This window comes from Oceanobacillus sp. FSL K6-0118 (assembly GCF_038006665.1).
GTDB lineage: Bacteria > Bacillota > Bacilli > Bacillales > Amphibacillaceae > Oceanobacillus > Oceanobacillus caeni.
In genome coordinates, this window is record NZ_JBBOVR010000001.1 from 3240058 (window position 1) to 3252967 (window position 12910).

9 protein-coding genes, 1 rRNA gene and 1 pseudogene are annotated in these 12910 nt (G+C 40.0%); 2 read left to right on the forward strand and 9 right to left on the reverse strand.

Annotated elements, in window-relative coordinates; genetic code table 11:
- Nucleotides 1–124 precede the first annotated feature (124 nt).
- The 7 genes from MHI02_RS16435 to MHI02_RS16465 all read right to left on the reverse strand — a co-directional run bounded on the left by MHI02_RS16435 (nucleotide 125) and on the right by MHI02_RS16465 (nucleotide 8662).
- Nucleotides 125–1690 (reverse strand): 16S ribosomal RNA (locus MHI02_RS16435).
- Between the two features lie 885 nt (nucleotides 1691–2575).
- Complete coding sequence (locus MHI02_RS16440; protein ID WP_341166070.1) at nucleotides 2576–3565, reverse strand: asparaginase; 990 nt, start codon at nucleotides 3563–3565, stop codon at nucleotides 2576–2578.
- A 78-nt stretch (nucleotides 3566–3643) separates the two neighbouring features.
- A complete protein-coding gene (locus tag MHI02_RS16445) occupies nucleotides 3644–5137 on the reverse strand; it encodes a tripartite tricarboxylate transporter permease (protein ID WP_341166071.1) in 1494 nt (497 codons plus the stop codon).
- 15 nt (nucleotides 5138–5152) lie between these two features.
- Entirely contained in the window at nucleotides 5153–5605 is a 453-nt protein-coding gene (locus MHI02_RS16450; protein ID WP_047185680.1) for a tripartite tricarboxylate transporter TctB family protein, read from the reverse strand.
- A gap of 240 nt (nucleotides 5606–5845) precedes the next feature.
- Nucleotides 5846–6862 (reverse strand): tripartite tricarboxylate transporter substrate binding protein, encoded by a 1017-nt coding sequence (locus MHI02_RS16455; protein ID WP_060669114.1) that lies wholly within the window; start codon nucleotides 6860–6862, stop codon nucleotides 5846–5848.
- A gap of 300 nt (nucleotides 6863–7162) precedes the next feature.
- Nucleotides 7163–7864, reverse strand: coding sequence for a transaldolase family protein (locus MHI02_RS16460; RefSeq protein WP_047185678.1), 702 nt, complete (start codon nucleotides 7862–7864; stop codon nucleotides 7163–7165).
- A gap of 123 nt (nucleotides 7865–7987) precedes the next feature.
- Entirely contained in the window at nucleotides 7988–8662 is a 675-nt protein-coding gene (locus MHI02_RS16465) for an aspartate/glutamate racemase family protein (RefSeq protein ID WP_047185677.1), read from the reverse strand.
- Nucleotides 8663–8968: 306 nt separating this feature from the next.
- Here MHI02_RS16465 and MHI02_RS16470 point away from each other — a divergent pair, with 306 nt between their 5' ends.
- Nucleotides 8969–10216, forward strand: a complete 1248-nt coding sequence (locus MHI02_RS16470; RefSeq protein ID WP_047185676.1) for a YeeE/YedE family protein — start codon at nucleotides 8969–8971, stop codon at nucleotides 10214–10216.
- Between the two features lie 219 nt (nucleotides 10217–10435).
- Here the strand turns inward: MHI02_RS16470 and MHI02_RS18605 are convergent.
- Together MHI02_RS18605 and iolG are read right to left on the reverse strand one after the other, a co-directional pair.
- Nucleotides 10436–10572: pseudogene (locus MHI02_RS18605) on the reverse strand (IS91 family transposase); the annotation flags it as partial.
- 92 nt (nucleotides 10573–10664) lie between these two features.
- Nucleotides 10665–11675 (reverse strand): inositol 2-dehydrogenase, encoded by a 1011-nt coding sequence (gene iolG, locus MHI02_RS16475; protein ID WP_047185674.1) that lies wholly within the window; start codon nucleotides 11673–11675, stop codon nucleotides 10665–10667.
- Between the two features lie 450 nt (nucleotides 11676–12125).
- Here iolG and MHI02_RS16480 point away from each other — a divergent pair, with 450 nt between their 5' ends.
- Nucleotides 12126–12782 (forward strand): HAD family hydrolase, encoded by a 657-nt coding sequence (locus tag MHI02_RS16480; RefSeq protein WP_341166072.1) that lies wholly within the window; start codon nucleotides 12126–12128, stop codon nucleotides 12780–12782.
- Nucleotides 12783–12910 lie beyond the last annotated feature (128 nt).

Here is a 12910-nt window from a genome sequence, read left to right on the forward strand (position 1 = left end):
TCCTTCGGTAGAAGAATGTCCGATTAAAATCGCCGCTTTGCGCGGCAACATCGGACCACCTGGCATGGCCAGGCGCAGTTTGTACGTCGCTAACCGGGTGCTTCCGCTTTTCGTATATCCTTAGAAAGGAGGTGATCCAGCCGCACCTTCCGATACGGCTACCTTGTTACGACTTCACCCCAATCATTGGTCCCACCTTCGGCGGCTGGCTCCAAAAGGTTACCTCACCGACTTCGGGTGTTACCAACTCTCGTGGTGTGACGGGCGGTGTGTACAAGACCCGGGAACGTATTCACCGCGGCATGCTGATCCGCGATTACTAGCGATTCCGGCTTCATGTAGGCGAGTTGCAGCCTACAATCCGAACTGAGAATGGTTTTATGGGATTTGCTTGACCTTGCGGTTTCGCTGCCCTTTGTACCATCCATTGTAGCACGTGTGTAGCCCAGGTCATAAGGGGCATGATGATTTGACGTCATCCCCACCTTCCTCCGGTTTGTCACCGGCAGTCACCTTAGAGTGCCCAACTTAATGCTGGCAACTAAGATCAAGGGTTGCGCTCGTTGCGGGACTTAACCCAACATCTCACGACACGAGCTGACGACAACCATGCACCACCTGTCACTTTCGTCCCCGAAGGGAAATCCCTATCTCTAGGGAGGTCGAAAGGATGTCAAGACCTGGTAAGGTTCTTCGCGTTGCTTCGAATTAAACCACATGCTCCACCGCTTGTGCGGGTCCCCGTCAATTCTTTTGAGTTTCAGCCTTGCGGCCGTACTCCCCAGGCGGAGTGCTTAATGCGTTAACTTCAGCACTAAGGGGCGGAAACCCCCTAACACCTAGCACTCATCGTTTACGGCGTGGACTACCAGGGTATCTAATCCTGTTCGCTACCCACGCTTTCGCTCCTCAGCGTCAGTTACAGACCAGAGAGTCGCCTTCGCCACTGGTGTTCCTCCATATCTCTACGCATTTCACCGCTACACATGGAATTCCACTCTCCTCTTCTGCACTCAAGTCCTCCAGTTTCCAATGACCCTCCACGGTTAAGCCGTGGGCTTTCACATCAGACTTAAAAGACCGCCTGCGAGCGCTTTACGCCCAATAAATCCGGACAACGCTTGCCACCTACGTATTACCGCGGCTGCTGGCACGTAGTTAGCCGTGGCTTTCTGGTTAGGTACCGTCAAGGTCAGGTCAGTTACTACCTGACTTGTTCTTCCCTAACAACAGAGTTTTACGATCCGAAAACCTTCTTCACTCACGCGGCGTTGCTCCGTCAGACTTTCGTCCATTGCGGAAGATTCCCTACTGCTGCCTCCCGTAGGAGTCTGGGCCGTGTCTCAGTCCCAGTGTGGCCGATCACCCTCTCAGGTCGGCTACGCATCGTTGCCTTGGTGAGCCTTTACCTCACCAACTAGCTAATGCGCCGCGGGCCCATCTATAAGTGACAGCTTACGCCGCCTTTCAAACTTCTTATTATGCAATAAAAAGTATTATCCGGTATTAGCTCACGTTTCCGCGAGTTATCCCAGTCTTATAGGTAGGTTGCCCACGTGTTACTCACCCGTCCGCCGCTCTTTCCACTAATTTCATCCCGAAGGGATGAAATTAGCTTCCAGCGCTCGACTTGCATGTATTAGGCACGCCGCCAGCGTTCGTCCTGAGCCAAGATCAAACTCTCCAAAAAAGTTTGTTTAGAATTAAAATAATTAATTCTAAGTCTTAGCTTTTAGAAGTTTTACCTTCTATTATCAAAAGAAAACGAGTTTCTTTTATCTTAACATACTGGTTGTTTTGTTCAGTTTTCAAAGAGCAAATTTCCTCGTCGCTTATCAAAAGCAACTCTATTAATATATCATATCGCAAATACTTCGTCAAGGACTTTTTTAGTTCCAAACTATGTTTTTTTGCGATGGAATTATATTATATATAAACTACTTTTAAAAGTCAACGGTTTTTTTAAGTTAAATAGAATTATTTTATTCACCAACAGGCTTCCATAACTCCTGCCTTTTTGGCGACAAAAACTATCTTAACATCTTGTTGTTAAAAAGTAAATATATTTTTATTCATTACCACTTTTCCCTTTAAAACCACTCTACTCTCATCATATTAACTATAAAGAAAGGTGTTTAATTAGATAGAGTTTTAAACACGTATTTAAAAAGGAGGATAAAGAAGACTTCCATCAGTGAGGATTTCCCTTCATCCCCCACTGATGGTTACAGGAAGTTGATCTCCCACCTACCTTCTTTGTTCCCCAGAAGCTTGAGGCGGGATAAAAATACAAGTATCTTTGTCCAAATACGGTATTTACCTATTGAAGTGAAAAGTCTATTTTGCGATAACAAAGAGAAAAAGATTAATAATCGTTGTTTTAAATCATATCTTGTTATCATTGCATTCATAACTAGCTTAAAAAACGAAAAACTCTTGGCAGCCAATACTAGCCAAACCAAGAGTTTTGGGTTTATCGAATGTTATTTACATGAAACCACCGTTGTGCATAGAACTGTCTAATCTATGATTCACTATCTGCCCATCTTATTTCTGTCCCCTGGAAGCGAAAAGCCTAATAATCGTCAAACACACGTTGGATTTCCGAAACATCATCAGAAATAGAAAGGGATAACATAAGTAGGATCCGCGCTTTTTGTGGATTCAAGTTATCAGCTGTCACGCAACTAAATTCTTGAAAACTTTCAATCGGAACTACTCTCCCGTCCCCAACCCTACTACTGCGCACCACGATTAATCCATTTTCCACTGCTTTTTTAAGTGCTTCCCCTTCCTGAGCTGAACAGCGCCCTGCTCCTGTTCCAGCAACAATGATTCCATCATATTTACCGCTATTTGAAATATAATGAATCAAGTCACCATTTGCTCCAGCATAGGAATAAACAATTTCAACAGCAGCCAGTTTTTCTAACGAAAGCTTTGAAAACTGAGAGTTCGTTGTATGCCGTCGTTGTGGTGAGCGATAAAATTGGACTGTTTGATCAGCATCTACATACCCTAGAAACCCTAACACACCAGATTGAAAGGTTTCCAAACGATATGTACTCGTTTTTGAAACCTCACGTGCGCTATTGATTTCATCATTCATTACAACAAGTACCCCTTTTCCAAATGAAGACGAATTCGCGGCTACACGAATAGCAGCAACTAGATTTGTCCCTGCATCTGAACCAAGTGCCGTAAAGGGGCGTTGTGCCCCAACACATACAACAGGTTTTTCACTGTTAACTGTTAGATGTAGAAAATAAGCAGTTTCCTCCAATGTATTGGTTCCATGCGTGATAACTACTCCGTCATAGTCCGCCTCATTAAGCGCTTCTTCAACGAGTTTTCTCAATTCTAACCAATGCTCCGTTTGAATATGTGTACTACTGAAGTTGCTCAACTGCGTAACATCGACATCTGCTATATTCGAAATTTCAGGTATATGTTTTATAAAATCCTTTCCTGTATAATAACCTGATTGGTAATCTTTTAGATCCATTCTATCCGTTCCACGTGCAGATATAGTCCCCCCTGTTGCAACAAGTTTAATCTTTTTCATTAAAATCCCCCATATTCTACTCTAATAATATGATGAAGGAAAAACTTCTCCTTCTTTCTTACTAATCCATGTTGACGATCATTTTGTACTTTTTCTTTTTTTCCTTAAATCTTTTACAATTGGAACGAGTAAAGATAGGAAAGCAATGAACAACAGGATAGCTGCGACTGGGCTTGTTACAAAAATAGAAAGACTTCCATTTGAAATGGTTAATGATTGACGAAATGCTTGTTCCATCATGCTCCCTAGAATAAATGCTAACAAAAGTGGTGCTGCTGGAAACTGAATCAAACGCATAACATAACCAATAATTCCAAATGCCAATAATATATATAAATGGAACGTACTAAAGTTAACGGCATAAACACCGATGATACAAAAGAAGATAACTAATGATATTAACAATGGTCTAGGAACTAACAATATTCTCGATATATACGGGATTAATGGTAAATTCAAGATTAATAGAATGACATTGCCAATATACATACTTGCAATCACACCCCAGAACACATCGGTATGATCTGTCATCAATAACGGTCCAGGTTGGATTCCTAGAACGATCAATGCCCCAAGCATAACAGCAGTCGTACCCGAACCCGGGATGCCTAGGCTTAACAATGGAACAAACGCACCGTTATTCGCAGCATTATTTGCTGTTTCAGGAGCTGCTACTCCTTTTATCGACCCTTTTCCGAATTCCTCTGGATTTTTAGATATTTTCTTCTCAAAAATATAAGCGAGAAAAGAAGATATAGTTCCGCCAGCACCTGGTAAAACGCCAACTAGAAAGCCAAGAACTGACTGTCTTCCCATTGTTGGAGCCAACTCTTTATATTCTTTCTTCGTAATCTTAAGACTTCCTATCTTCTTCATATCTTTTAATTTAGCACTTCTGTTCAGAATAAGGGATGTCACTTCAGCAAGAGCAAATAATCCTAATGCGATAACAATAAAGTCTATTCCTTCCATAAGATGTGGGGTACCGAAAGTGAATCTTGGTGTACCAGTTTGGTCATCAATCCCAATTGTTGCAATCATAAGTCCAATGACACCTGAAAGTAGTGCCTTAATCGTCGACCCTTCCGAAAGACTGGCAATCGCCATTAACCCCATCAACATAAGTGCAAAATATTCCGGCGGTCCAAATGAAACGGCAACATTGGCAAGCAATGGCGCAAAAAGCGTTAAAAATATAACACTAATCGTTCCCCCAACAAACGATCCAATGGCAGCAATGGCAAGGGCTTTTCCAGCTTTTCCTTGCTTCGCCAATGGATATCCATCAAACGTTGTCGCTGTAGCTTCTGAAGTCCCTGGGGCATTTAACAAAATCGACGCTGCTGCCCCGCCATAAGCTGCACCATAATAAACACCGGCCATTAAAAGTAGAGCGATTGCCGGATTCATCCCATATGTAATAGGAATCATGACGGCAATGGCTGTAATCGGACCAAGTCCCGGTATCATACCAATAATCGTTCCGGTCGAAACACCGATGAATACAAACAATAAACCTTGCATACTAAAGGCAACTTCAAATCCTTGGACTAGTCCTTGAAAAACATCCATAATGCTACCTCCCTTTTAAAACGGCAATATCCCAGACGGCAGTTGTATTTGTAAGAACGAATCAAATAACAAATAAACGAAAGTAGGGATAACGAGTGAAACGATACCATTTATTACATACTTTTTGTAACCAAGAAACATCGAGCAGAAAAAAAGAAATAGAACACTAACTAGAACAAAGCCAATTATTTCTAAGAGGGAAATATATATTACAATAAGGCCGATAACGCCTAAGACAATGGGTAATTCTTTTTTCGGTATCCGTTCATCGTCTTCTTTCTTTTCCTGATCTTTGGTAAAATAAAGAATGCCAGCCAAAATCAACAATAGAACTCCCAGACAAATTGGTACCAAATCAGAATCAACCGGTACATAAGCATACTTTGGAAGCCGGAAGCTTAGGATGAGATAAATAATTCCAAGAAGAATTAAAAAGATAGATACCTTTTTATTCGTTGTATTGAACATTTTTACACCACCTTATTTACTGTTTTCATGGAAGGTTGTAATTCTCCAAGCATTCTTCGCTAAAGAACAGTTTGTACCACCTTTGAAAAGAAAGAGGCTGGAACAAAAGTGTTTTTTATTAAATAAAATCTGAACATGATTGGTCATATAAACCCCTTCGGAAATATACTCAGCTTAGTGCGTAGTTCGTTTTTTTCATTTAAATTCCTTAGTTATGTCCCGACCTCTTTTTTTAAACTATTATTTTCCAAGCCCTAATTCATCTAACAATTGTTTTGCTTCTTCTCTTTGTTCATTTAGAAATGTTTCATATTCCTCTCCACTCATAAACATTTCATCCCAACCATATTGCTGACGAATATCAGACCACGCCTCGGAATCACTTAATTCTTTAAATTTCTCAACATAATATTGAACAGCCTCTTCGTCCATATCTGAGGGACCGAAGAAACCTCTCCAATTAACAAATGAAGAATCGATTCCTTGTTCTTTAACCGTTGGATAGTCCGAAATAACTTCTCCCTCTAAACGCTCTTCCGAAGTAACCGCTAACACTTTTACCTTTCCTGCTCGAACTTGTTGCACGGTTTCAGCAACCCCTGTGGAAAAAACATCAACACTACCATTCAATAGGGCCGTAAGTTCTCCACCGTCTTGTTCGGATACATATTTAATCTTCTGGATATCAACACCCGCTGCTTTAGCAACTTTTACAAATTGGATATGATCCATACTTCCCGGAGAAGAAGAACCGATTACAGTAATACTGGAAGGATCCGCCTTCATATCCTCGAATAAATCATTTAAGTCTTCCCATTCAGAATCTGCTCTTACAACAAATGCTCCATAGTCCGCAATCAAATTTGCAATTGCTGTGAAGTCTTCATGATCATACTCAGATTGTCCATTCAAGGGAACGTCTATTAATGGTGGTGAGGCTACAAACAAATGATGTGGATTACCTGCTTTTCCCGCAACATATGCCCATCCTACAGCACCACCTCCACCAGTTTTATTAACGACCCCTATATCTTGATCAATAATTCCTTCTTCGTTAAATACCTTCGCAGCCATACGAGCTGTCGTGTCCCAACCGCCTCCTGCACCAGATGGAGCAACAAATTCTATGGATTTTTCCGGAGACCAGCCCTCATCTGAGTCAGAACCCGATTTTTCATTTCCCGTTTTTTCACCTGAGCATGCTACAATGAACAAAGTCAGAAATGAAAAACATAAGATTAAAATAAATCGTCTCACTAAAACTCCCCCTCACTTCATTTTTTTGTAAATGCTTCTCTTTTTTCGAAAAACTATTCGTTTAAAATCTAAAGTTCAATATATTGTAATAATATAATTATAATACTCAATTTTCCCTTTATTACAAAAATATCTCTTGCCCGATAAATAATAAAATCAGAAGCGATTTTTTAACACTAAAGAGAACATCCATTCCATGATTATATAAAAAAGAAGGCATTCGCTATTAGACTTGGCGAATACCTTCTTATTACAGAAAAGAATAATTATTTTTTGTCCCTAAGACCAACACTCTCACACTTAATATGTTTCCACCTTTATATTTGTATTAATTAAGTTCGTACAATTTTCACCAAACGTAGCTTTCCATTGTTGTTTCCATTCACCTACTTCCGCTTCCGTATCCGTAAATGCGAATAACGTTTCAAGCATATGAGAAGGCACGGAGAGCGCTCTTACACCAGCCAACGCAGAATCATAGATTTCACGTTCATGATGAAAACCTTCTGCTATAATTTGACATAGCCATTCATCATGAAGAAACATTTGAACCATATCTTCTATAGCTTGTACACCATTACCAGTTAAGTTATCGAATCGGTTAACATTCAAGGAAACATATTTTGCTCCAGCCTCGGCTGCCATGAGTGCTTGAAAAGGTGTATAAATCGTTGTTGCTAGAGTTGGGATATTTTCATGTGTTAATTGTTTGATTGCCTTTATTCCTTCGTTTGTAGCAGGAATGGTCAGAATTCCATTACCCGAAACAGCCTCCAATAGGTATCTCCCTTCTTCCACCATTTCTTCTGCTATATCACCTAAAGCTTGGACGAAGATTTCCTTTTTATCACCAATCATCGTGCAAATTTCTCTCAACACTTCTAAATACGGTTTTCCTTCATTTGCAAGAACTCTTGGATTTGTTGTTACTCCGGTAATTGGATATTGATCCTTTAATTGTTCAACTTCCTTAACATCTGCTGATTCGATATACAATTTCATTGATACGTACCTCCTAAAATAAGATGGATTTCAACTCTTTTTTCTATTTAAAGTACGTCTTTCTTTTTTCTGTTTACCCAAATAGCAGGTTTGGAAAACGTTTGAATCATTAAAGGTTCTTTTTTAAAATTCCCCTCCACGATATCTTTTCGCTAAGCGGATGATGGCTTCCGCACTCACTTGTGGTCCGGTTAGAACATTATGGAAGGTCTCATTGTCTGATTTAACTGCTCTCGCCATTGAATATTGGGCAGGTACTGTCATTCCTTTGTTTTCATTTTCTTTAATGGCATCACGGATCAGTTGGTCGTGCAGCTTCCCATTCCCGTTTTGCAGAGCATTAAACGCTTGTGGAATAATACGGACTTGAACCGTAACATCTTTGCCTTTTTTTAGAGCTATTTCCTGAATGACCTTTTTGGTAGTAGGCCCAGCTGCTTTGACCGTAGCAATAACAAATATGTTCTTACTTAACTCGACAGCTTTTTCTAACATACTAATATCAGAACTTAATACTGGAACTGGTACTAATTCAGCAATTTTGGGAACATATGGAGTAAAGGTTGAGCACGTAAACTGAATAGCGTCTACTTGACTCTCAACAGCTTTTCCTGCTAATTCACTCAGACGCATAACCATTCTTGTTGTTACCGTATTTGTTTCGTTAAGTTCGTAAATGATCCCCTCATCCATGAAATTCACAAGTTCAAAATCATCTTCAATAGTAGAAAATGCGTCAAGTATAGGTCTTACAGAATTGATTGTCGCATGAATGAGACCGATTCTTAATTTCTTCAATAGACTCTCCCCCTTCTCATTTAATCAAACTCACAACCTTTATTAAACCTATCCAATGAAAAACTAGAGATATCTAAAGCGAATGATCCATTTTCTATCATTTCACTAAGAATCTCTCCAATCACACTTCCAAACTAAGGCATTCGCCCAAAAGTTTGGCGAATGCCAGGTTTTCCAATATCTAGAAATTATTCGGACCCTTCCCATACCTCATTCATTTCTAATATCCCATTGACTTTTTAACATAGAAAGCGTAAACTAAAAAATCATAACATACTAAATTGATAGGGATTAGGGGTGTTTAAAATGTCTACACAGGCACAACCAATTTCCGAACAAACAGCAACAACGGAAAAGGCTCCAAATCTGAATCCTCCACAGAAAAAACTGGTGGCAGGTGGAATCACCGTTGCATTCATTCTTACCATTTATTTAGCAGCCACGCAACATGTCGTTCAGCCATTGTTATTATTGATCGGGCTGCTGCTTGGATATACGTTGTTTCATGCACGTTTTGGCTTTACATCCGCTTTTCGGAGACTCGCTTCGGTAGGTAATGGCCAGTCCCTTCGTGCGCATATGTTCATGCTGGCGATTGCATGTACATTATTTGCACCTATTTTGGCATTTGGGTATTCCTTTTTCGGTGGAACGCCTTCTGGTAATATTTCGCCAATCGGTATCAGCCTGATTGTCGGAGCCTTTATGTTTGGCATCGGCATGCAGCTTGGCGGGGGCTGTGCCTCTGGTACGCTTTACTCAGTTGGTGGTGGCAGAACCGTTATGTTTATTACCCTGTTGTTTTTTATTATCGGTTCGACCATTGGTGCTGCTCACTCCACATTTTGGATGGAAGATTTACCATCGGTAGAACCTTTCTCACTTGCAACGTCAACAGGGCTAGGTTACGGGGGAGCTTGGGCAGTTTCCTTAATGATTTTTGCCATCATTGCCTGGATAACCATTTTTATTGAGAAAAAACGGAAGCCTCCTAAAATGGCGCCACTTCCTTCTGAAAAAGGATGGAAACGAATTTTCCGAGGTTCTTGGCCTCTTTTCGCAGCTGCTGCAGCACTAGCTGTTTTAAACGCTCTTACATTGCTCACCCGTGAGAAACCATGGGGCGTTACTGCAGCATTTACACTGTGGGGTTCGAAAGTAGCAGAAGCACTTGGCTTTAATGTGGAAAGCTGGGGCTACTGGGCGGGAAATACAGAAGCTCTCCATGCTTCTATTTTCGCTGATACGACAACCGCTCTTAATTTCGGTGTTATCTTAGGAGCTTTCATTGCTTCCGCAGCAGGAGGATTATTCAAGTTTACGAAGATTACCAAAGGAAACACTGCTGCTTCTATTATCGGCGGTCTTTTGATGGGTTATGGCGCACGTCTTGCTTTTGGTTGTAATGTCGGCGCTTATTTCAGCGGTATCGCTTCCTTTAGTGTCCATGGTTACATTTGGGGTGTGATGGCACTTGCGGGCACCTTCCTTGCTTTATATTTGCGTCCGTTATTTGGTCTTTCGGTGCCAAAACCACACGATTCATTTTGCTGAAAACTGGGACGATACAAGCAGATTCCTGTAGTTATTTCAACAAATGAAGCCAACGAACTTCATAAAGGGCAGGAAGCTCTTCTTCCTATTGATAATAGAAAAACACGGGAATCCCCGTGTTTTTTCTATTTTAAGTATTGTTTGACATCTTCTATTATTTCAAATTCACCCATACGATTCATGATTGTTTTCCAACGTACTTAATCCTTGTTCGTGTATTTTTTTCTTTATAGGTACATGGCGAACATCATGACCCCCCTCACAAACGAAGAGTTTGAAACCATTTTCAGGATCTCCACAATCATGAAATCCCTCTACCTTCTTAGTGACAATTGACGAATTCTCTCTCCATATTTTAATATCTACCACAGCCAAAAAGACTGTGGTAGGGGGAAATTTTTATACTATCTTTTTAAAAAAGAGCATCCTATCAGGAAGCTCTTTAATATTAATCCACCAATTTAACTTTAACTGGCACTCCAGTTTTTAAAGATTCATTCGCTGCAGCTGCAATACGTTGAGCCATGATTCCATCTCGGAATGAACATGAAACCTCTTTGTCATTGCGGATAGCATCGAAGAATTCAGAAGTCTCTTTAATATAAGCGTCATTATATCTTTCTAGGAAGAAATGTAGTGGATTGTCACCTTTCACTCCATCTTTAGAAGATACTTCAACCGTTGATTCTAGTTCATTTTGAGCTGTTGCAGCACCGTTTGAACCGAATGCTTCAATTCGTTGGTCATACCCATAAACCGCTTGACGGCTATTATCGATAACACCCATTGCACCATTAGCAAATTTCAATGAAACAATTGCAGTGTCAATATCTCCTAGTTTACCAATTTCAGGGTTTACTAGAGAAGCACCTTGTACGTAAACCTCTTCTACTTCTGAACCCGAAATGTAACGTACGATATCAAAGTCATGAATAGCCATGTCCATGAACAGGCCGCCAGAAGTTGGAATATATTCTAATGATGGGGGCTCAGGGTCTCTTGATGTTACTTTAAGGATGTGAAGATCTCCAATTTCTTTTGTTTCTACTAACCTGCGAACCTTGGAGAAGTTACGGTCAAATCTTCTGTTAAATCCGATTTGGAATTTAACTCCAGCTTTTTTAACTGCTTCATATGCCTCAAGAGTCTCTTCATCAGAGAAACTAATTGGTTTTTCACAGAAAATGTTTTTGCCAGCCGCTGCAGCTGCTTTAATAATTTCAATATGTGTATTGGTTGGAGAACAAATCATAACTACGTTGATTTCAGGGTCATTGATAATATCCTCGTAGTTCTTCGTTATTTCTTCCACACCAGAGGTTTCGAACCATTCCCCTAAATGATCGGCGAATACATCAGAAACCATTTTCACGCGAACATTTGCCATATTTCTCATGTTATTTATATGTAGTTTACCGATTCTACCAGCACCAACTACGCCAACAACGATATCTGCCATTCTCATTTCTCCTTTTGATAGAGTTACAGCTTTTTTAGTAAATATATGGCTGTTTCTCTCCTGTTTATCAAATTATTATTTTTTGATTTAACTTAGGTAGTTTATTCATAAGGGATACACTTTCAACTTAAGTTATGATTATATTTTAATACTGTTAGCGCTTTCGGTCAAGATTAATTGTTAGATTACGATAAACTTTTCATTGTTTTTGATTAACAGTTTATCAATTCGTAAGTTTATTTCAATATTGGATGTTCCTTTTTTGAAAAAATAGATGGAAAAGCAAATTCATGTTGTGTATAATTTCTCTTAATAATTGAAAGATTCCCGTTTGTATAAGAGCGGAAGATATAAAGAAGACTTCCATCAGTGGGGGGTACCTTCTTTGTTTCCCATGAAGCTTGAGGTGGGATAAAACTATATACCTATTAAACTAAAAAGGAGAATTCGATGATTAAAGCTGTTATTTTCGACTTTGACGGTCTAATTGTAGACACGGAGACTGCTTGGTATGATGCGTTTAAAGAGACCATGGAATTGTACCATGTAGAGCTACCACTTGAGCAATTTGTCAAAGGGATCGGTTCAGATGATATTGCTCTCTTTCAATATTTCAAAGAACAACTAGGCGAAAGATACAATCCAGAAGAGATACAAAGTAAAGCTGACCGTATACATAAAGATAAAATGACAAGTCCGCACACGCGAGAAGGAGTACGGGAATATTTGGAAGAAGCAAGAAAATTAAATTATAAAATTGCCCTTGCTTCCAGTTCTCCTAAAGATTGGGTAACTCATTATTTAAAAGAACTTCAACTCTTACACTATTTCGATGAATTGATCACTCGAGATGATGTTGAAAATGTGAAACCTGAACCAGATTTATACCTTAAGGCTATAGAAGCTTTAAACATTAGCCCGAAAGAAGCTGTTGCATTTGAGGACTCACTTAATGGGCTCAAAGCTGCCCTGACTGCAGGATTAAAGTGTGTCATCGTTCCAAACCCTGTAACGGATGCATTGCCTTTTGAAAATCATCACCTACGCCTTACATCCATGGCGGAAATGAGTCTATACCGAGTCATCCAACTTATAGATAAAGATTAGTATAAACTAGCAACCGGCCTAGCTCGTTATGAACTAGGCCTTTATTTCACTACGACGTCACTTGCACGGATTAAGGAACAAATGTATCATTTATGAAGATCAAATCATTCTTGTGAGATTCAATTACG